General features: G+C 60.1%; 18 protein-coding genes and 2 tRNA genes. 9 read left to right on the forward strand and 11 right to left on the reverse strand.

The features are described 5' to 3' along the window. Positions 1 to 18 precede the first annotated feature (18 nt). Together Q0949_RS16355 and Q0949_RS16360 are read right to left on the reverse strand one after the other, a co-directional pair. Positions 19 to 642, reverse strand: a complete 624-nt coding sequence (locus tag Q0949_RS16355; RefSeq protein WP_299374656.1) for a MarC family protein — start codon at positions 640 to 642, stop codon at positions 19 to 21. A gap of 96 nt (positions 643 to 738) precedes the next feature. Continuing rightward, positions 739 to 2,583, reverse strand: coding sequence for an ABC-F family ATP-binding cassette domain-containing protein (locus tag Q0949_RS16360; RefSeq protein WP_299374658.1), 1,845 nt, complete (start codon positions 2,581 to 2,583; stop codon positions 739 to 741). A 127-nt stretch (positions 2,584 to 2,710) separates the two neighbouring features. On the opposite strand from Q0949_RS16360, the gene ndk reads away from it, so the two are divergent. After that, positions 2,711 to 3,133 carry a nucleoside-diphosphate kinase gene (gene ndk / locus Q0949_RS16365; protein ID WP_299374660.1) on the forward strand — a complete coding sequence of 141 codons (423 nt, stop codon included), beginning with the start codon at positions 2,711 to 2,713 and terminating at the stop codon, positions 3,131 to 3,133. 69 nt (positions 3,134 to 3,202) lie between these two features. Here ndk and Q0949_RS16370 read toward each other — a convergent pair whose 3' ends face one another. The 4 genes from Q0949_RS16370 to Q0949_RS16385 all read right to left on the reverse strand — a co-directional run bounded on the left by Q0949_RS16370 (position 3,203) and on the right by Q0949_RS16385 (position 5,290). Next, positions 3,203 to 3,562: a DUF4112 domain-containing protein gene (locus Q0949_RS16370; RefSeq protein WP_299374662.1), complete on the reverse strand. Its 360-nt coding sequence runs from the start codon at positions 3,560 to 3,562 to the stop codon at positions 3,203 to 3,205. Next, positions 3,555 to 3,725 (reverse strand): YqaE/Pmp3 family membrane protein, encoded by a 171-nt coding sequence (locus Q0949_RS16375; protein ID WP_299374665.1) that lies wholly within the window; start codon positions 3,723 to 3,725, stop codon positions 3,555 to 3,557. The genes Q0949_RS16370 and Q0949_RS16375 overlap by 8 nt, the downstream gene beginning before the upstream one ends. Before the next feature lie 63 nt (positions 3,726 to 3,788). Further along, entirely contained in the window at positions 3,789 to 4,124 is a 336-nt protein-coding gene (locus Q0949_RS16380) for a TfoX/Sxy family protein (protein WP_299374667.1), read from the reverse strand. Between the two features lie 242 nt (positions 4,125 to 4,366). After that, on the reverse strand, positions 4,367 to 5,290 hold the full coding sequence (locus tag Q0949_RS16385) for an aldose epimerase family protein (protein ID WP_299374670.1): 924 nt from the start codon (positions 5,288 to 5,290) through the stop codon (positions 4,367 to 4,369). Positions 5,291 to 5,358: 68 nt separating this feature from the next. Between Q0949_RS16385 and Q0949_RS16390 the strand changes: the two genes are divergently transcribed. Next, positions 5,359 to 6,273: an aminotransferase class IV gene (locus Q0949_RS16390; RefSeq protein WP_299374673.1), complete on the forward strand. Its 915-nt coding sequence runs from the start codon at positions 5,359 to 5,361 to the stop codon at positions 6,271 to 6,273. A gap of 6 nt (positions 6,274 to 6,279) precedes the next feature. Here the strand turns inward: Q0949_RS16390 and Q0949_RS16395 are convergent. Both Q0949_RS16395 and Q0949_RS16400 read right to left on the reverse strand, forming a co-directional pair. Then, positions 6,280 to 6,354: transfer RNA gene (locus Q0949_RS16395), tRNA-Asn, on the reverse strand. Positions 6,355 to 6,414: 60 nt separating this feature from the next. Continuing rightward, complete coding sequence (locus tag Q0949_RS16400) at positions 6,415 to 7,344, reverse strand: MBL fold metallo-hydrolase (protein ID WP_299374869.1); 930 nt, start codon at positions 7,342 to 7,344, stop codon at positions 6,415 to 6,417. A 46-nt stretch (positions 7,345 to 7,390) separates the two neighbouring features. On the opposite strand from Q0949_RS16400, the gene Q0949_RS16405 reads away from it, so the two are divergent. Together Q0949_RS16405 and Q0949_RS16410 are read left to right on the forward strand one after the other, a co-directional pair. Continuing rightward, complete coding sequence (locus tag Q0949_RS16405) at positions 7,391 to 8,710, forward strand: ATP-binding protein (protein ID WP_299374675.1); 1,320 nt, start codon at positions 7,391 to 7,393, stop codon at positions 8,708 to 8,710. 78 nt (positions 8,711 to 8,788) lie between these two features. Beyond that, positions 8,789 to 9,235, forward strand: a complete 447-nt coding sequence (locus Q0949_RS16410) for a DUF4442 domain-containing protein (protein WP_299374677.1) — start codon at positions 8,789 to 8,791, stop codon at positions 9,233 to 9,235. A gap of 104 nt (positions 9,236 to 9,339) precedes the next feature. Here the strand turns inward: Q0949_RS16410 and Q0949_RS16415 are convergent, their stop codons facing one another. Further along, on the reverse strand, positions 9,340 to 13,251 hold the full coding sequence (locus Q0949_RS16415; protein WP_299374680.1) for a VCBS domain-containing protein: 3,912 nt from the start codon (positions 13,249 to 13,251) through the stop codon (positions 9,340 to 9,342). A 473-nt stretch (positions 13,252 to 13,724) separates the two neighbouring features. On the opposite strand from Q0949_RS16415, the gene Q0949_RS16420 reads away from it, so the two are divergent. Further along, on the forward strand, positions 13,725 to 14,102 hold the full coding sequence (locus tag Q0949_RS16420; RefSeq protein WP_299374683.1) for a hypothetical protein: 378 nt from the start codon (positions 13,725 to 13,727) through the stop codon (positions 14,100 to 14,102). A gap of 115 nt (positions 14,103 to 14,217) precedes the next feature. On the opposite strand, the gene Q0949_RS16425 is transcribed toward Q0949_RS16420, so the two are convergent. Beyond that, positions 14,218 to 14,294: transfer RNA gene (locus Q0949_RS16425), tRNA-Ile, on the reverse strand. 188 nt (positions 14,295 to 14,482) lie between these two features. Between Q0949_RS16425 and purM the strand changes: the two genes are divergently transcribed. The 3 genes from purM (at position 14,483) to rnd (ending at position 17,354) form a co-directional block, all read left to right on the forward strand. After that, positions 14,483 to 15,529: a phosphoribosylformylglycinamidine cyclo-ligase gene (gene purM / locus Q0949_RS16430; protein WP_299374686.1), complete on the forward strand. Its 1,047-nt coding sequence runs from the start codon at positions 14,483 to 14,485 to the stop codon at positions 15,527 to 15,529. Further along, complete coding sequence (purN, locus tag Q0949_RS16435; RefSeq protein ID WP_299374688.1) at positions 15,526 to 16,116, forward strand: phosphoribosylglycinamide formyltransferase; 591 nt, start codon at positions 15,526 to 15,528, stop codon at positions 16,114 to 16,116. The genes purM and purN overlap by 4 nt, the downstream gene beginning before the upstream one ends. Before the next feature lie 68 nt (positions 16,117 to 16,184). Further along, positions 16,185 to 17,354, forward strand: a complete 1,170-nt coding sequence (gene rnd, locus Q0949_RS16440) for a ribonuclease D (RefSeq protein ID WP_299374691.1) — start codon at positions 16,185 to 16,187, stop codon at positions 17,352 to 17,354. Between the two features lie 9 nt (positions 17,355 to 17,363). Here rnd and Q0949_RS16445 read toward each other — a convergent pair whose 3' ends face one another. Next, positions 17,364 to 17,897 (reverse strand): hypothetical protein, encoded by a 534-nt coding sequence (locus Q0949_RS16445; RefSeq protein WP_299374694.1) that lies wholly within the window; start codon positions 17,895 to 17,897, stop codon positions 17,364 to 17,366. Between the two features lie 135 nt (positions 17,898 to 18,032). Here Q0949_RS16445 and Q0949_RS16450 point away from each other — a divergent pair, with 135 nt between their 5' ends. Beyond that, entirely contained in the window at positions 18,033 to 18,440 is a 408-nt protein-coding gene (locus Q0949_RS16450; protein ID WP_299374697.1) for a SufE family protein, read from the forward strand. Positions 18,441 to 19,304 lie beyond the last annotated feature (864 nt).

The raw sequence follows: 19,304 nt of genomic DNA on the forward strand, positions 1-19,304 counted from the left end.
GGCGCGGGCGTGGCTGTTTCAGCCCGGCAGCACGGCAAAGTTGCGCAGACCGTCGAGCACGAATTGCACGGACAGTGCGGCAAGGAGCATGCCCAGCAGGCGCGTGACCACTGTGATCCCGGTTTTGCCCAAGGCGCGTTCCAGAAGACCCGAGGCCAGGAAAAGAACGAGGCAAACACCCAGGACAAGCGCCGTGATGGCCAGCACCAGCGCCAATCCTTCGACCCCGGGCTTCTGACCTGTCAGCAGGATGACGGAGGCGATCGCGCCGGGGCCTGAAATCAGGGGGATCGCTAGAGGAAAGACGGACGGGTCGTTGTAGTCCTCTTCGCCGCTCTGATCCTCGCGTCGTTTTGTGCGGCGCTCAAAGAGCATGTCGAGCGCAGTCAGAAAGAGCAGAATGCCGCCAGCAACACGGAATGCAGGCATGGAGATGCCGATAAAGCCCAGCACCGCCTCACCAAAAAGCGCAAACATCACGAGGATGATCATGCCGAGGCCACAGGCACGCAACGCGATGCTGCGGCGCTGGCGTTCTGGCACACCCTGGGTCAGGGCCACAAAGAGCGGGGCAAGTCCAATGGGATCGATCACCACGAACATGGTGACAAATGCGGTGATGAGAAAGGCGGTGTCGATCATGGTGTTGCCAAATTGCGCGCCTTGCGGCGCAAGTGATGTTTTGCCTTGGGGGCGCTGCCCCCAAACCCCCGAGGTATTTGGAGCGAAAGGAAGGGGTCAGCTGCGTTCAGCGGATTCGAGTTTTTCGAGATCCTGCATCCAGAGGGTTTCCGCGCGCGTGAGCGCGTCCATGACCTCGGCGTATTTCTTTTGCCAGACTTCCATTTCGCCGATCTTGGCGTCTTCGTAGAGTGTGGGGTCGGCCAGCTTGGTGGCGAGTTTGTCGCGCATGTCGTTGAGCTTTTCCACCCGCGCCTCGGATTTGCGGGCTTCGGCTTTGAGGGCGAGCATCGCGTCGCGGGAGGGGCGTTTGGGTTTGGGTTTTTCGGTTTGCGGTTTCGCCGGCTTGGCGTCGCTGAGCAGCAGTTTGCGGTAGGCTTCGAGGTCGTCTTCGAAAGGCTTTACCGTGCCGCCCGAGACCAGCCACAGCCGATCGGCCACCAGTTCCAGCAGGTGCATGTCATGGCTGACGAGGATCACGGCGCCGGTGTAGTTGGTCAGCGCCGTGACAAGTGCCTCGCGGCTTTCGATGTCGAGGTGGTTCGTGGGCTCGTCGAGGATGAGCATATGGGGGGCATCGAGTGTTGCCAGCAGGAGTGACAGGCGGGCCTTCTGACCGCCCGAGAGCTTGCCTACCACGGTGTCGGCCTGATCGGCCATGAGGCCAAAGCCGCTGAGCCGGGCGCGCCAGCGGGCGGGACCTTCTGTGGGGCGTTCACGGCGCAGGTGATCCAGCGGGGTTTCGTCGATGAAAAGTTCGTCCACCTGATGCTGGGCGAAATAACCGATGCGCAATTTGCTGGATTTCGTGATCTTGCCCGACATGGCGGGCAGCCGGTCGGAGAGGAATTTGGACAGTGTGGATTTGCCCTGACCGTTCCTGCCCAGAAGGGCGATGCGGTCGTCCTGATCGATGCGCAGTGACAGCTTGGAAAGTACCGCCCGGTCGCCATAGCCGGTGCTGGCCCCGTCAAGGTGGACGATGGGGGGCGACAGCTCTTCAGGGGTGGGAAAGTCGATGCGCTTGAGCCCGGCCTCTTGCGGGGTGGTGATGGGCTGCATCTTGGACAGGGCCTTGAGGCGGGATTGCGCCTGGCGGGCCTTGTCCGCCTTGTAGCGGAAGCGGTCGACATAGGATTGCAGATGCGCGCGGCGGGCGTCCTGTTTCTTGGCCTGTGCCGCCGCGACGGCGAGTTTCTCGGCGCGCTGGCGGGCAAACTGGTCGTAGGGGCCTTGGTAGAATGTCAGTTTGCGGTCTTCGAGATGCAGGATGGCGCCGACGGCGCGGTTCAGAAGGCCCCGGTCGTGACTGATGATGACAACCGTATGGGGGTATTTGGCGAGGTACGCTTCGAGCCAGAGCGCGCCCTCGAGGTCGAGATAGTTGGTCGGTTCGTCCAGCAGCAACAGATCGGGTTGCGCAAAGAGCACGGCGGCCAGGGCCACGCGCATGCGCCAGCCGCCGGAAAAATCCGCGCATGGTTTGAGTTGTTCGTCATCGTCAAAGCCGAGACCCTTGAGGATGGTTGCCGCGCGCGCTTCGGCAGACCAGGCGTCTATATCGGCAAGCCGGGTCTGGATTTCGGCGATGCGGTCGGGATCCTGGCTGTCATCGGCCAGAAGGTCCGCGCGTTCGGTGTCGGCGGCCAAAACTGTGTCGAGCAGTGAGGTCTGCGAGGCGGGCACCTCCTGGGCGACCCCGCCGATGCGCGCGCCTGACGGCAGAGAGATGTCGCCGCCCTCGAGAGCTAGTTCCCCACGGATCAGGCGAAAGAGGGTGGTCTTGCCCGTGCCATTGCGCCCAACGAGGCCCACTTTGTGACCTTCGGGGATGACCGCACTGGCCCCTTCAAAGAGGGGGCGTCCGGCGACGGCGTAGGTGATATCTGAGATGCGCAACATGGACATGCTCTTGCCGCAGATGGGGGGCGCGGTCAATCGCGCCTTTCCAAGCGCGGGTCCGCATGCTAGGGGCTGCGCGAAATCACATCCGGGGCCGGTTTGGCCCTTGCCAGACAGGAGAAATCTCATGGCCCTCGAGCGCACGTTTTCCATCATCAAGCCCGACGCAACACGCCGCAACCTGACAGGCGCTATCAACGCCAAGTTCGAAGAGGCCGGTCTGCGCATCGTGGCGCAAAAGCGCATCCACCTGACCAAGGCGCAAGCAGGCGTCTTCTATGCCGTGCATGCCGAGCGTCCGTTCTATGACGAACTGTGCGAATTCATGGCGTCCGCACCGATCGTATGTCAGGTTCTGGAAGGCGAGGGTGCGATTGCCAAGAACCGCGAAGTGATGGGTGCAACAAACCCTGCCGACGCGGCCCCCGGCACGATCCGCGCCGAGTTTGCCGAGAGCGTTGGCGAGAATTCTGTACACGGCTCGGACGCGCCGGAAACGGCTGCTGTCGAGATCGCGTATTTCTTCTCGGGCCTCGAGTTGGTCGGCTAAGCGGCAATACGGAATTGGACACAATTGAAACCGGCGTACCGTGGGGTGCGCCGGTTTTTTGTCCTGCCTTCAGGCTTGCACCGCGAGCGCTGGTTCGGGGACTTCGAAATGCTTGCGCAGCAGCGCTACATTCCGCGTGTTCGCCTTCCAGCCGATGTCGAACAAATCTCCTATCAGCGGTATGGCGCCGATCAGCGCGTCGATGCCGATATTCCCAAGCATCCGCGCCTTGAGCAAAGCGGGCGTACCCATGCGGTGTGCTTCGACCACGATGTAACCGGCGGGACCGAGTGTGAGCGCATCGCCGATGCCGGGGATCAAGCCGAGAATGCTGTCCCAGCCGATACGCACCCCGACAAGCGGCACCCGTATCGCGCGGTCCATTGTCAGGGCGATACGGTCGAGGCGCTCGATCCGCTCTTTATGCATGTTTTGGGGTGCGTGCGATGATCCATACAGCGTGCACGATACCCGGGATATAGCCCAGAAGGGTCAGCAGGATGTTCAGCCAGAAATGCTTGCCCAGGCCCACCTGAAGAAACACGCCCAAGGGGGGCAGGATGACGGAGAGAATGATACGGATCAGATCCATGACGATGTCCTTTCGAAATTGCTTCGGTTGCCTGACCAACGGATCAAGACAACAAAGGTTCCGTCAGGAGCCGCGCCTTTCGATGACGCCAATGTCGTTGAGCATACGCTCGAACTCGGATCGCCCGGTGTCGAAACTGTCTGCCTTGATCGCGTCAAAGCGTGCGCGCAGGGCCTTTTTCTCGTCGCCCTTGCAATCGTTCCACGGCCGCCCCTGAAGCCCCATGACAAGGACGTAATACCCAATGAAATGCGGCCGCGTGCCGGCACGCAGCAGCCTGCGATAGGTTTCGTCCGGGCCAAGAGCGCGCAGGGTTTCGGCATCATTGATGCCCGCTTTTGCACAGGCGGCGTCCATGGCCGGGCCCAGATTGCGAATGGAGGAAACGGGAGTGGTCATCGCGATTAAATAGCGTGGTGCGTAGGCCATGTCACCCGTGTCTGGGCTGTTCAGATGCTTGCGTAATCGGTGAACACCGGTTGCGGTGCACTGTCCTTGCGCGGGGCAGGGGCGGGGGCCTGCTGGGGCCAGGGATCTTTTGTCATCATACTACCTTTCAACTGCAACATGGCCGGTTTCCCCCGGCGCTGCTGGGCAGTTAGGCAGATGACCATGCCGACGCAAAGACGGTCACAAGGCGTTTATGTGGCACGGTCAAAGCGGTAGCGGGTGATCTGGTGATAGGGACGATCGGGCGTAGTGATCACGCTGGGGAAATCCGGATTGTTGGGCGCGTCGGGCCATCCCTGCGGCTCCAGCGCAATGCCTGCCAACGGCGCGACGTCCGTGCCGGGCAGATCCGGCAGATGCGCTCCGGAATAGACCTGCAAGCCCGGTTCGGTGGTGTCGATCTGCAAGCGCAGCCCGTCCGATCCGGTCAATGTCGCCACCTGCTCCGGCTGGATCAGCTGGCTGTCACCTGTGCAGAAATTGTGATCGGTGTCGCGGTGCATCTGGCGCGGTGCGCGGTGATCAAAGGGCGTACCCTCGACGGGGACCACCGTGCCGGTCGGCACATTGGTGTCATCCGTGGGCAGATAGTTGTCCGCATTGATCTGCAACAAGTGATCCTGCGCATCGCCCAGCCGCCAATAGGGGTGATGCGCGATCGAGATCGGGGTGGGCGCGGTTGTGGTCGCTCGGATATCCAGCGTGAGCGCCGTGTCCTCCAGAGTAAAGATCACATTGACCTCGCGGTCCCCGGGCAGACCCATGTCGCCATCGGCTAGCGTATGGCGCATGTGGACATTGTGGTCCGTCTGCTGAACCACTTGCCAGGGCAGGACATCAAGGCCCGCCGGACCACTGTGCAGCGCGGTGATACCGCCTTCGTTACAGGCCATCTGATGCAAGGCATCACCGATGGGCACGCGCCCGCCTCGCACCCGGTTGGCGAGTGGGCCGATCAATGCGCCGGGATAGACGTCATACCAACCCTCATGCTTGTCCGGATCGGCCGACAAGATGACCGACGTGCCGGAATAGGAGAGGGACAAAAGCCGAGCGCCGATGGTGGACAGGGTCGCGCGCATCGCGCCGGCGGAAAGGGAGATCACGTCTGACATGGGGCGCACCATGGCAAAGCCTGCGATGTTGTGCAATTCATTGCGGCGACCTGACAAAGAGGCCCCAAATGGATACCCATGTTTCAACCCATGATGCCGCTGCGGATGCGCGTAATGACCACATCCTGATCTATGTCGATGGCCGGATTGTTCCACGCGATCAGGCGGTCGTGTCAGTCTATGACAGTGGTTTCCTTCTGGGCGATGGTATCTGGGAGGGGTTGCGCCTTTACGACGGGCATATTCCGTTCCTTGACGACCACATCGACCGGCTGTTTGAGGCATCGCTTTATACCGAGATCGACATTGGCATGGACCGCGCCGCGTTGAAACAGGCGGTGTGGGACACGCTGAACGCAAATGACATGCGGGACGATGTGCACATCCGCCTGATGGTAACGCGCGGTCGCAAGGCCAAGCCGTTTCAGCACCCGCATCTCAGCCTCTTTGGATCAACAATCGTGATCATCGCAGAGCATTCCAAACCGGATGACGGCGTGGTGACCCGAGGCATCCGCCTGCACACTGTGCCGCACCATCGAGGTTTGCCGTTGACGCAGGACGCCAAGCTGAATTCGCATTCCAAACTGAATTGTATCATCGCGCTCAACCACGCTGTGCGCGCGGGCGCGGACGAGGCATTGATGCTGGACCCGCATGGCTTTGTGAACACAACAAACGCCTGCAACTTTTTCATTGTGCGCAAGGGCGCTGTTTGGACCTCGAGCGGCGATTATTGCATGAACGGCATCACCCGTCAGAAGGTGATTGACCTGTGTCGATCCGAAGGGATCCCGGTCTTCGAACGCAACTTTTCGCTGTTGGACGCCTATGGCGCGGAGGAAGCCTTTCTGACAGGGACGTTCGGCGCGCAGACACCAGTCTTCGAGATCGACGGACGGACAATCGGCGACGGTATTGCAGGTCCGGTCTTCACCAGACTGCGCGCAGCATACAAGCGCCTGATCGAGGCGGAACGTTAGGGAAAATGGCTCCGGCGGTAGGGATCGAACCTACGACCAATTGATTAACAGTCAACTGCTCTACCGCTGAGCTACGCCGGAACGGTTCGCGCCGTATAGCAAGGCCGATTCAGGTCGTCCAGTGGGTTTGCGCCGTTGAAATCAAAAAAATCTCACAGACGGTACGAGGGCAAAAATGGCGTCTGCATGAAGTACTGATTTCGGTGCGACTTTGTGACGGCCCATCAGGTCGACCAGGTGGGCCAGAACGTTGCGCGTGGCGGCAGGCAGCAATGCGGATGGCGTGTCGGTGTAGACCACCCGGGCAATGTCAGATGCGGTTTTCGGACCATCGCGCAGAGCAGTCAGAATTGCGGTCTCGCGGGACTTCCGGTGCGAGACCAGCCATGCCAGACGTTGCGCTGGATCGGGAACGGGGGCGCCATGACCCGGATAAAACACCCGCCATGTCCGTTGGGCGAGGCGATCGCAGGAGCGCATGAAATCCGTCAGGTCGCCATCTGGGGGCGACACCAGTGAACTGGCCCATCCCATCACGTGGTCCGCGGTGAGGCATGCGTCATTCCACGCAAGGCAGATGTGATTGCCCAGGTGTCCGGGCGTGTGCAGAACCTCCAGCTGCCAGTCTGACCCCAAAACTGTTTCACCATCGGCAAGGGGCTGGTCAGGGACAAACCCGGTTTCGATGCCTTCGCCGCCGCCCGCGAGCCCGGACCGCGCTAGCCTTGTCATGACAGCGGTGCGGCCCGCCATGGCGTCGCCAAACGCGAGAACGGGGGCACCGGTGGCCTGCGCCAGCGGGCGCGCCAGAGGGGAATGGTCCATGTGGCTGTGCGTCACGATGATATGAGTGATGCGTTGGCCCGGTCCGCATGCAGATTGGATTGCCGCCAGATGCGCGGCATTGTCGGGGCCAGGATCAATCACCGCGATGTCCCGTGTGCCAATCAGGTAGGTATTGGTGCCGCGATAGGTCATCGGCGACGGATTCGGTGCCACGATGCGACGCAGGCCTGGCTCGAGCGTCTGGGGCACGCCGATTGGTGGGTCAAAATCGTCAGGAGGTGTCAGCGGGATGGCCTTTCGTCTTGCGCGTCGCGGCGATAGGGTCCGGAATATGTCGTTCCAATGGCTCAAACGCTATATGCCGCGCGGAATTTACGCGCGTGCCGCTCTCATCTTGCTGCTGCCGGTGATCGTGTTGCAGCTGGTGGTGTCGGTCGTCTTTGTACAGCGCCATTTCGAGGAAGTCACACAGCAGATGTCGGGGGCCGCGGCGCGCGAAGTCCGGCTGGCCCTCTCGCGCATCGATGCCGCGCAAAGCCGTGCAGACATTGCACCGGTGACAGCGGATATTGCCGACTACCTTGCCTTCGCGGTGAAGCCTGTCGCGCCTGAGACGCTGGAGGCGGGCAATGCCCGCGCCTGGTATGATTTTTCCGGGATCGTGATCATCGACCGGTTGCAGCGCGAGGTTCCCGAGATCGCGGTCGTTGACCTGTCGGACGACCGCCGGGTGCGATTGATTGCAGATACACGGCTGGGCGCGGTCGAGATCAGCTTTGACCGCCGCAGGGTATCGGCTGCTGCGCCGCATCAGCTGTTCGTGAACATGATCTTTTTCAGCGTACTGGTGACCGCAGTCGCGTTCATTTACATGCGCAACCAGCTGCGCCCGATCAAACGGCTGGCCAACGCGGCCGAGGCCTTCGGTCGTGGCCGCGTAGTGCCCTACAGCCCCGCAGGGTCGACCGAAGTGCGCGCGGCCGGCACCGCCTTTGTCGACATGCGCAACCGGATCGAACGTCAGATCGAGACGCGGACACTGATGCTGTCCGGGGTCAGCCATGATTTGCGGACGCCTTTGACGCGGATGCGGCTGGCTCTGTCGATGCTGGAAGATGCGGAGCGTGAACCGCTTGAGCAGGACGTTGACGATATGCAGCGGATGATTGACGCCTTCCTGAGTTTTGCCAAGGGTGACAGCGAAGGCGAACCCGAAGCGGTCGACCCTGTCGCCCTGGCTCGCGCAATCGTGGACGACGCGCAACGCGCGCACCAGCCGGTGACATTGGCGGAGGTTGAAGGCGCGGGCGAGGTCATGTTGCGCCCGGTGGCGATCCGACGGGCGCTCGACAACCTGGTCAGCAACGCTGTGCGCTACGGGTCACGAGCGGAGCTGTCCGTGCGGTTGACGGACAAGTCTCTCCGGTTTCGGGTAGAGGACGCGGGCCCCGGCATTCCGTCGGAACAACGCGCCGACGCACAGCGACCCTTTGTCCGGCTCGATCCGTCGCGCAACCAGGACAAGGGATCCGGCGTCGGGCTGGGATTGGCCATTGCGACCGACATCGCGCGTGCACACGGGGGCGTTTTGCGCCTTGGGCAAAGCGATCGGCTTGGGGGCTTGCGTGCGGATATTGTCATCGGCCGCTGAGTGCCGCAGCGGCAGGCTTGCCCGATCAGGCGCACCTCGATTAGCTGGCAGCCATCGGAAGGCAGGCAGGAGACAACCATGAACCCATATGACATGATAAAGGGCCATCTCGGCAAGGCGATCCCCTTTGCCAACCATGTTGGCGTCGAATTGCTGGACATTGGCGACGGGGTTGCGACGGCCGCTCTGGATCAGCGCGACGAGACCAGCAACCACATCCAGACACTGCATGCAGGGGCCATGTTCACACTGGGTGAGGCCGCGTCCGGTGCGGCATTGGCCGGTGCCTTGGCGCCCATGATCCTTCAAGCCCGTCCGGTGGCGGCGGGCGCGCGCATTTCCTATGTCAAAATCGCCAAGGGGCGCCTGACCGCACATGCGAAAACCAGTGTGCCGGGCGCGGATGCGCTGGCGCAATTGCAATCCGAGGGCAAGGTCGCGTTTGCCGTTGATATCGATATCCGCGACGCAGAGGACGACACCGTGGTGACCATGACGGTCGACTGGCATGTCAAGAAGCTCTGAGTGCAGGGGGCAGGGCGGACACTGACACGGCACAATGCACCACGGTGCAGCTCCGATCCGTCAGATTTTATCGCTCACGTTGCGCGGCCCCGCGCGCGTCGCCGTCAGATCAGGAAATCCCCGACATCAGTCAGACCGGTTGTGTTCAGGAATGTCAGGTCACTGGTGCCGTCGCTGAGCACCGTTTCCGTACCGTCATCGGCGACAACGGACCACGCCAAGGGATCAGAGACGTCAACCCGGTCGATCCCATGATCCCAATTGGCAATCGAGACGTCATTCATCGTCGTGCCAAAGATCAGCGTGTCGGCATCGCTGTCTCCGCCGAGGTCAATCATGACCTTCTCTGCGTGGCCGATGAACGTGATCGTGTCTGCACCTGTTCCGCCTGCGATGGCGTTGTTCGTGCCTTGTCCGGTGACCGTGAGGCTCGCGATTGTGATCTGATCATCGCCTGCGCCGCCGTCCAGGTTGAGGAAGGTATAATTGGCGTCCACGGTGATCGCGCCAATGGTCACCGCATCGTTGCCTGTGCCGGCACTCAGATGGAACTCCCCACCTTCGTTTTCGAACGTATAGTGGACCGTGCCCACGGTCAGGGTGTCGCTGAACGCCGACCCTTCGACACGATCGTCCAGGTAGAATACGGGCGCGAAGTTGCCGTAGTCGTTGGACAGACCAACCTCAAAGTCAAAGCTCTGGGTGACAGACCGGCCCAAACTGTCGGTGGCCCGGAACGAGATCGTGTACTGGCCGATATTGCTCGTGTCGGTTTGGTCGCGGAAAATCAGGCCATTCACACCCAAGTACATAAAGCCGACAGGTCCGAATGGGTCGGTCGTCCTAACCTGCAAGCTGTCGGAGAAACCGTCGAGCACGTCCTGATCGCTGAACATCGCCTTAATATCGATCAGGAACGGATCAACCGCGTTGCCGACACCCGCCACACCCAAGTCGGTGCTTGTACCGACAAAAGTGGGCGCGCGGTTGAGATGAAAGTCAGAAATATGCGCGCTCAGGTCAATGAGCGTGTCACTTTCAATTGTGATCGCGCGACGTTGGCTGGACTGGTATGATATCTGATATACGCCGTCAGTGACGGTATGGGACTCCTCCCACACCTCTTGGCGACGCCGATCCAGCGTGATTGTGTCGAGGGTGTCGTCGAAACCGACCAAGCGTACTGCTGTGAAGGCCGAAGGCAGGACGAGGAGGTCGGCATCTGCGTCGTCGCTGAAGTAGACCGTGAAATTGGTGGCCGCAAACGCTGCTGTAATCGTATCCTGACCTTCGCCGTCATAAACAACATAATTGCCGCGCGCACTTCCGAAGGTGATGACGTCATCTCCTTGCCCGCCATGCACTTCGAGGCTCTGGTAAGAGCTGTTGAAGTTCGTGGGCGCGTCGCTGCCGAAAGAGATCGTGTCATTGCCTTCGCCACCGCGGACATCAATCGCCGCAACCAAGACTTGGGCCAATGGCATGGCCTCCGGGCCCGCGAAGCGGATAGAGTCATTTCCCGAACCGCCATCCACTTCGATGCGTGAGGAAGAATAAAACGGAAAGCTCGCATCGTTGCTTTCGGTAAATGCACCGAAAACGATCGTGTCGTCCCCACCTGACGTTTTTACCTTGATCAGACGATCCCCCGGATCCGGCGCGCCAAATTGATAGCCGCGCCCGGCATTTTGACCAAAGGTCACGGTGTCATTGCCGATACCCGTCACGACGCTGAGCCTGTTTGTATAGTGACCAGCACTTGCGCCGAATGTCACCGCGGATCCGGTATCTCCCAACAGCACGGCCAAAGTGCCATCGCTCTCAGCCGCGTTGTCGCCGAAAGTTATGGTATTTCGACCGTCGACAGCTTCGATACGAAGGTTGCCGGCGGAACCTGCTGCAGCGTGTCCGAACGTCAGCGTGTTGTCGCCTGTCCCCAAAAAGACGTTGAGTTGACCACCACTTCCGCCGGCGAGCCTTGAAAAGTTGATCGTGTTGTCGCCATCCCCAAAGCGCATTTCTGCACCGGTCGAATTGCTAAATGCGAAGTCGCCGAATGTCACCGCATTGTTCCCATCGCCGAACACCAGCGCAGCGTCCGTTGACCTTGATAGGGCGGAATCACCGAAGGTTACGGTGTTGGTCGCGTCTCCAAAACCAAGCGAGGCATTGCTTGAGCTCCAATTGGCGAAATCTCCGAACACAATGATATTGTCCGTGTCGCCCAGATCCAGATTGCCCTGGTGGTTATCGCCGAAAGTGTGATGCAGACCAATATCGAGAACGAGCGCCTGCGTCGCGGACAGTCCTGAGGTGTCTTGCGCCGTCACGCTGACGGCGTGCCGACCGGCACCCGTCGCATCAAGGGCCGACAGGGACGAAATGGTCCCGTTCACAAGGCTCAAGCCTGCGGGGACGGCATTCAGGCTGAACGAAAGCGGATCCGTCTGGTCATCCGAAAACAGCGTCCCGAAGTCAAAGGATAGAGGCGTTGCAGCCATATTGCCGACGAAACCGATTATCATGGGCGGCCCAGACGTGGCGCCCGTGTAGGTCGGCGCAAAGTCTGCGCGCCCCCTGATATCCACGGACAGCACAGCCTGTACGCCATCGCTTGTGGTGACGGCAACGGTATCGCGAATTGTTTCGCCGACGTTGAGGGATTGAACACCGAACTGGTTGTTCGCGGCGGAGTAAGTCCATGTGCCGTCCGCCGCGAGGGTGAAAGACCCCAGCCCCGCCGACCCAAGCTGTGCCGTGATCGCATTGAAGGTGTGCTGTCCGCGGTACCCATCCGTGAGCGTGATGGTGCCTGAGGCAGTCAGCGTTGCGGCGCTGTCCTCTGTGACGACGGAATGTGTGCCACTTTCTATGACATTGCGCCCGCGTACATCCCGGGCAACGAGCGACCCGTCATCATACAACCAGTTTGTAAACAGGATCGCGCCAGCATCGTTTGCATACGTGATTTTTTGGGACCAGTCCCTGATATCGAGTTGGTCTATCACTTCGATCCGTTGCAAGACGGCTTCGTTGAAAAACCGGTGAATTTGCAGGCCGTTATCAAGCTGCGTTTCGATTTTTTCAACGTCTCCCTGGCTGTCATAGACGAACCGGCGGGAAACCCAGTCGTGCTTTTGCGAATGAAAGTCACTGAAAATGCGAAATGTCAGAGCGCCGTTCACGTAAGTCTGACTATGGATGACGCCGTCATCCATTGTGATCGTGCGTACCATAGCGCCGGAGATGTGTTCTGTGGTGATGGACGCCCAGTCCTTTGCATCCAGGGTATCTGTCGAGACCAGTATTTTACGACTTCCTGACCCCAACGTAGTAACGACCTCGACGCCGTTGTCATTCAGGCGAAAGATCTCTTTGATTTGTCCGCTGGCGTCGTAGGTTTTTGTGATCGACGTCCAGTCAAAGCGATCCGCTTCATCCAGCGTGACCACCGATCCGTTGACCGGGCCGGTAACCGAACTCGTGCTCTGGACCATGCCATTGTCGAATTCTGTCGTTAATGAAAATAGCCGCCCTGTCGCGTGGTCATAAAGGATGTCAACGCGCGCCCATCCGAACGCGTCTGAGGTGTCAATAATGGTCCGGGCTGTCTCCACGCCATTGGTGAAAGTGGACGTAGTCTTTCGTCCGTCGTCAAAAATTTTTACGCGTTGAACGAGCAAGCCGTTGCTGTCGTAAATCGCCTGCGCACTTTGCCATGCGTGAGCGTTGTTGCTGTCGATGTTTAGGCGCGTCGTCAGCTTGCCATCCACAAAGCTGTCGGTACGCGTACTGCCGTCGTCAAATGTGCTTTCCCGCGCTTTAATCCGTCCGGTGGTCGCATCGAACGTCGTCAACCGGCTTGTCCATTCCCACGCATTCAATGGGTCCGCCCAGGAAACGGATGTTACAACACCATCCGTGAGTGTCGTGGTCTTTACGCTGCCGTCCTGTAGCGCCACGACTTGCTGAATCAGAAAGCCGTTGCCATCAAGGGTTCTGAGCGCTTCGGCCAAAAAGGGGCGGTCCGGTGAGCGAGAAATCGTTTCTGGGAGCACGTCAATGGCCTGAGAAAAATTATAATTTCAATTTTTACCGATCCTTGAAGCACGCTGCAAGACATTCATATGGCCGCTGTTGGTCTGTAAAACGCATTGAAACGGTGCCAAGGACTTGTGTTCCGGGCATGTGCTTGCCTTCCAAAAAATTCGGCCGACGGCAATGTTCTGGCCGTCTTCGAAGACAGCATATTCACACCATGCTATCGCGAATTCCAGTAACCCGGTCGTTATGCGCGCAGCGCAGTGGGCTTCAGGTTGTTGCATTGAGGTCAATGGGCACAGCCAGTGGCCACAACGCGTGCGCCGTACGGGTCGCGTAGCTGCCCGCTACGCGGGGAAACGCGCATCACGTACCGTCGACCAGGATTGCCGATGGCCCAGACGGGACGGTGACTCTGGCGGCGCACAGTTCCAGTCAGGACCTGCGCATGTCGCCCGACAACCCTGTGCGGCAAGCCGTTCTGGGCTATATAGTGATTTTGGTTCTGGGCGAATTTGTCGATGCCTACGCAGCCAATCGCGTGGGCAGTCTGGTGAACAATCGGCTGAGGTTTCTCAAAGATCCGTCGCGAAACGGGCCTTCCGTGCGGCAATTACTGCTGAATGACCTAACGCGCAAATTTTCAAGCGGCGTCATTAAAGGCTTTGGCGGTCAAAAAGCATGGCTTGTCGGGGCTGGTTCACAGGTAAGGGACAGCCCGAACAGAGGTGGTCCTACATATTCTAGTTTCATGAACGAGCGCTTCGGGCGAATGCCACAATTCTCAACGGAGGACGCTAAAATGATCTATCGACAGAACGAGTAGCAAAGCAAATGGACCGGCTGGGCCAAAACCGCAAAAAAGCTGCAGGTAGCGGTTTACAGTTCAGTCACCGCAAAAACCAACAAAAACAATTCTAACACATGGGGTTGGCGAGTTTTGGTAGGCCCGGCAGGACTTGAACCCGCAACCAAAGCGTTATGAGCGCTCTGCTCTAACCAATTGAGCTACAGGCCCGCCATTGGGCCGGGATATCACCGGTGTGCCACGTGTCAAGCGGGGTCAATCCACCCTCGACCAGTGAACGCATGGCGCTTGGTCGCGTTGAACGCATGAGCTCGGGCCATTTGCACTGCGCCGCGCGCTTTCTTTTTGCATCTCACGCACGGTTCGCGCTAAGGGGCGCACAGATTTGGAGGGCAGGGATGTCAGAGGGCAAGAACGGATTGACCTACGCGCAGGCAGGGGTCGACATTGACGCAGGCAACGCGTTGGTCGAACGGATCAAACCGGCCGCCGCAGCGACGAAACGGGCAGGCGTTGCGTCGGGCCTTGGCGGCTTTGGCGGGCTTTTCGATCTGAAGGCCGCAGGCTTTGTCGATCCGGTTCTGGTTGCGGCCACGGACGGCGTCGGTACCAAGCTGCGCATCGCCATCGACACCGGCAACGTCGATGGTGTGGGCATTGATTTGGTGGCGATGTGCGTGAATGACCTGGTCTGCCAGGGGGCAGAGCCGTTGTTCTTTCTCGACTACTTTGCCACGGGCAAGCTGGAGCTGGATCAAGCCGCGCGCATCATCGAAGGGATCGCCAAGGGGTGCAGTGCCTCGGGCTGCGCCCTCATTGGCGGTGAGACGGCAGAGATGCCGGGAATGTATCCTGCCGGGGATTTCGACCTTGCAGGCTTCAGCGTTGGTGCGATGGAGCGCGGTACGGCGCTGCCCGCCGGGGTGGCCGAGGATGATGTGCTGCTTGGCCTGGCATCGGACGGCGTGCACTCCAATGGCTATTCACTGGTGCGCAAGATTGTCGAGACCTCCGGTTTGGCTTGGGCCGACGATTGTCCGTGGGCTGACGGATCGCTTGGTGCGGCGCTGCTGACTCCGACGCGCCTTTATGTCAAAGCGGCACTGGCCGCGATAGCCGCTGGCGGTGTTCACGGTCTGGCGCACATTACCGGCGGCGGCCTGACAGAGAACCTGCCGCGCGTCCTGCCCGAGGGGCTTGGTGTATCGGTCGATCTGGACAGCTGGTCCGTGCCGCCCGTCTTTGAGTGGCTCGCAGCCCAAGGCGGCATGGCCGAGGCCGAAATGCTAAAGACATTCAACGCGGGCATCGGCATGGTCGTTGTCGTTGCCGAGGACGCTGCTGCGGACGTGACCGCAGCCCTTGAGGGCGAGGGGCAAGAGGTCCACCGGATCGGCGCGGTCGTTTCGGGGCAGGGCGTGTCTTATTCGGGGCGTCTTTTGTGATCAAACGCGTCGGCATTTTTGTGTCGGGCGGCGGATCGAACATGCGTGCGCTGGTCGAGGACATGACCGGCGATCATGCCGCGCGTGCGGCGGTCATCGTGTCGAACAATGCGGATGCGGGCGGTATCGCCTGGGCCAAGAAGAACGGTATCGCAACGGAGGTGATTGATCACCGCCCCTTTGGCGCGGACCGCCCGGCCTTTGAGGCGGCGATTGACGCGGCACTTGCGCCTTACGCGCTCGATATCATCTGTCTGGCCGGGTTCATGCGGGTATTGACGGCAGGGTTCGTGGCGCCGTGGCAGGGCAGGATGCTCAATATCCACCCATCGCTCCTGCCCAAGTACAAGGGCCTCCACACGCATGCCCGCGCGTTGGCCGCGGGCGATGCGGAACACGGATGTACCGTCCATCTGGTCACGCCCGCGCTGGATGACGGCCCGATCCTTGGGCAGGCCCGTGTGCCGGTCGAGCCGGGCGACACCCCCGACACCCTTGCTGCGCGCGTTTTGGTGCAGGAACACCGGCTTTATCCCGCCGTGCTGCGCCGTTTCGCGGCAGGACAGACCGAACCGGTCACGCTCTAGTCACTGGTGGCGCAATGGTGTAGACCCGGACGACCAAGACGGTGACACCACTCAACAAGAAGCCGCTGATGAAAACAATTACCACGACCGAAGACCTGGCCGCCTATTGTCAGGAGGCCGCAACGCATGACTATGTGACGGTCGACACGGAGTTTCTGCGCGAGCGGACCTATTATTCCAAACTCTGCCTGATCCAGCTGGCCATGCCCGGTACGGATGACAGCAACGCGGTTTTGGTGGACCCGCTGTCGCGTGATATCTCGCTCGAGCCGCTCTATGAACTCTTTCGCGACACGTCAGTGGTCAAGGTGTTTCACGCCGCGCGCCAGGATCTCGAGATCTTCTTTGTGGACGCACAGGTGTTTCCCGAACCACTCTTTGATACGCAAGTTGCGGCCATGGTCTGCGGATTCGGCGAACAGGCAGGGTACGAGACCCTGGTGCGCAAAATCGCACGCCAACCGCTGGACAAGACGTCGCGCTTTACCGATTGGTCCCGACGCCCGCTGACGGAAGCGCAAAAGACCTATGCCATCGCGGATGTCACGCACTTGCGGCAGATCTACGAGTTTCTCAAGGCCAAGCTGGACGAGAGCAAACGCGCCCACTGGGTGGCCGAAGAGCTGAAAATACTGCTGAGCCCCGAAACCTATATAATCGCGCCGGAAAATGCGTGGAAGCGGGTCAAGACGCGGACAACGTCTTCCAAATTTCTCGCTGTGGTCAAGGAACTGGCGGCCTTTCGAGAGGCCCATGCGCAAAACCGGAACATCCCACGCAACCGCGTGTTCAAGGACGACGCGCTGGTCGAATTGGCCAGCAACAAGCCCAAGACCACCGAGGATCTGGGCCGGTCCCGTCTGCTGCTGCGCGAGGCGCGCAAGGGCGACATTGCCGACGGCATCCTTGCAGCCGTGGCACGCGGCGTGGCTATGAAGCCCGATGATATGCCCAAGCCCGACCGCAGCCGCGAGAAGCTGCAGGTGAACCCGGCCGTGGCCGACCTCTTGCGTGTTCTGCTGAAGGCAAAATCGGAAAGCGCTGGCGTGGCGGCCAAGCTGCTCGCGTCTGCGGCGGATCTGGACGCAATGGCCGCCGGCATGCGCGATGTGCCTGCATTGAGCGGCTGGCGGTCCGAGGTGTTTGGCGATGATGCTATACGTCTTTGCGAAGGCCGCGTGGCTCTGACAACCAAAGGCTCGGATGTCGCGATCATTCCGCTGGACGCGGCGGACTAAGCGCGCCTGCTAGCGCCGCGCGATGGTTTGCGCGTTGCGTTCGCCTTCGACACGGATCGTTCTGACGCGCGACAATTCCTGATCGGTCAGACGTGCGGCAACGTTATAGGTGCGCTGACGTTCCGATGTACGGCGAACACGTGCCTCTGGTTTGATCCCTTCAAAGCGAAAGGTCAGCACTCCGTTTTCATCCGGCTCCAGATCGTCGTTGTCCGGGGTCAGTCGCACGTCATAGACACCGTCAATCGCCGCGATGCCCGTCGCGCGCAGGATGGCCCCACCGGGCACCCGTTCGATCACCAGCGCGCTGACCTGATCGATCGGCGTGCCAAGGTAGAGTTCGGTTTCGCCGCGCACACTGGAGAACAGGCCGGCACGTTCCTCGGGGATGAGCGGATTGTCGTTCTTTTCGACCGTGCGTTGGATCGGTTCGGACCGCGCATTGCCAAACCAGTTGAACGGGTTGATGCGGCTGTCTCGCACGGCACCGCAGGCAGACAGGGTCAGTGTCGCGACAAGCATGGAAGTGGTCAGAATGCGCATGGATCGGCCTGTTTCGGTATTTCGCAGTCCCTGTGGTAACGGATGGCGCAGTCGTTGAAAAGCGTCGTTTCGGCCACTGGACCTTTGCGGGCGTTGCGCCTAGGTCAGCGAGACGGCGTTTACGGGGGGCGGGCGATGGCTGCGACTGCGTTTGAAGAGATTGTGGAAGATTTCGAGTTCCTGGACGACTGGGAGGATCGCTACCGCTATGTGATCGAACAAGGCAAGGCGATGGATCCGCTGCCCGATGCGCTCAAGGTGGCGGCTACCAAGGTCGAGGGCTGCGCGAGCCAGGTTTGGCTCCACCCGGTGATCGAAGATGGCACCTTTCGTTTTGATGGCGACAGTGACGCGATGATCGTCAAAGGGCTGATTGCCTTGCTTCGGCGGCTCTACAACGGATTGTCCCCCGCAGCTGTGTTGGCAGTGGACGCGCGGGCCGAAATGACGCGGTTGGGGCTGAATGATCACCTGTCGGCACAACGTTCCAATGGTTTGCGCGCCATGATTGAACGCATCCGCACGGTCGCAGCAGCAGCCTGATCAAAGGACCGACGCTCGCAGGCCGCGGAAACCTGTTTGTTCACAACACTGGAACCGCAACTGTCCGCGGCGTTCATATCCAAACGTTTTGCTGCACCACAGGGACTGATGATGTTTGGCCGTCCTGTCGCGACCGGGTCTTCCATTTCGTTGTCTGTAAATAGCGCTGCAGTCTTGAGATGCTCCATCACACCAATTGGTTGAAAAGCAATTTCCGCAACGCTATTCGTGCTCAGCGCAATTCAACCATAAATAGTAGTTTCACCGATTGCGGCTTCGTTTGAGCGCTGCATCTGACATTTGCCTTCTGCGTTTTTCGGATTGAACGTAATCTTTTCTGTTACTTGGCATTGCTTGCAAATCACTACGGTTTCTGTCTCTGAGTCCGAGCCACGAATGCTTGCGGAGGTGTAAGCCTGGGCCTGGAGAACGACGGGCGCATGCACCTAACGGGGTATCTGTTGCGTGCAGATGTCGTCGGGATGTACGCGCCGGATCCACGGCACCGGGTCATTCTGTTTGAGAGGGTCCAAGCGCCTCGCTTGCATCCGATTCCTTTCCATCGCCGTTCCGTCGGCCTTCCGAAGACGATTTCGATCAGCACGTCGCATATCATGCCGAGTACCTATTTTGAGCAGATTCCAAGTCTGCGATTGCAAACGCGTATCTCGCTGTTTTTCCACAGTTCGAGGCATTCAGTCTGCGACATCCCAGGAGGTGCGACGACGCTTTTCCACCCCAGCCACGCCGCCATCCAGAGCATGTGTTTCGGCCTTCGCACCTTGACACACAGGTTCAGCGGCCAGCCGCTTGGAGGAGCGGGTCACGGGCTGTCTTGTGTTCGGATTTGCGTCGATGCTTGCA

This window comes from uncultured Tateyamaria sp. (assembly GCF_947487805.1).
Taxonomy (GTDB): Bacteria; Pseudomonadota; Alphaproteobacteria; order Rhodobacterales; family Rhodobacteraceae; genus Tateyamaria.

Coding starts and splice junctions, on each gene's coding strand:
- Q0949_RS16390 (WP_299374673.1), top strand. CDS start 5,359: ATGGATACCCATGTTTCAACCCATGATGCCGCTGCGGATGCGCGTAAT.
- ndk (WP_299374660.1), top strand. CDS start 2,711: ATGGCCCTCGAGCGCACGTTTTCCATCATCAAGCCCGACGCAACACGC.
- Q0949_RS16355 (WP_299374656.1), bottom strand. CDS start 642: ATGATCGACACCGCCTTTCTCATCACCGCATTTGTCACCATGTTCGTG.
- Q0949_RS16410 (WP_299374677.1), top strand. CDS start 8,789: ATGAACCCATATGACATGATAAAGGGCCATCTCGGCAAGGCGATCCCC.
- rnd (WP_299374691.1), top strand. CDS start 16,185: ATGAAAACAATTACCACGACCGAAGACCTGGCCGCCTATTGTCAGGAG.
- Q0949_RS16450 (WP_299374697.1), top strand. CDS start 18,033: ATGGCTGCGACTGCGTTTGAAGAGATTGTGGAAGATTTCGAGTTCCTG.
- Q0949_RS16445 (WP_299374694.1), bottom strand. CDS start 17,897: ATGCGCATTCTGACCACTTCCATGCTTGTCGCGACACTGACCCTGTCT.
- Q0949_RS16420 (WP_299374683.1), top strand. CDS start 13,725: ATGTCGCCCGACAACCCTGTGCGGCAAGCCGTTCTGGGCTATATAGTG.
- Q0949_RS16380 (WP_299374667.1), bottom strand. CDS start 4,124: ATGACCACTCCCGTTTCCTCCATTCGCAATCTGGGCCCGGCCATGGAC.
- Q0949_RS16385 (WP_299374670.1), bottom strand. CDS start 5,290: ATGTCAGACGTGATCTCCCTTTCCGCCGGCGCGATGCGCGCGACCCTG.
- Q0949_RS16360 (WP_299374658.1), bottom strand. CDS start 2,583: ATGTTGCGCATCTCAGATATCACCTACGCCGTCGCCGGACGCCCCCTC.
- Q0949_RS16375 (WP_299374665.1), bottom strand. CDS start 3,725: ATGGATCTGATCCGTATCATTCTCTCCGTCATCCTGCCCCCCTTGGGC.
- purM (WP_299374686.1), top strand. CDS start 14,483: ATGTCAGAGGGCAAGAACGGATTGACCTACGCGCAGGCAGGGGTCGAC.
- Q0949_RS16370 (WP_299374662.1), bottom strand. CDS start 3,562: ATGCATAAAGAGCGGATCGAGCGCCTCGACCGTATCGCCCTGACAATG.
- Q0949_RS16405 (WP_299374675.1), top strand. CDS start 7,391: ATGTCGTTCCAATGGCTCAAACGCTATATGCCGCGCGGAATTTACGCG.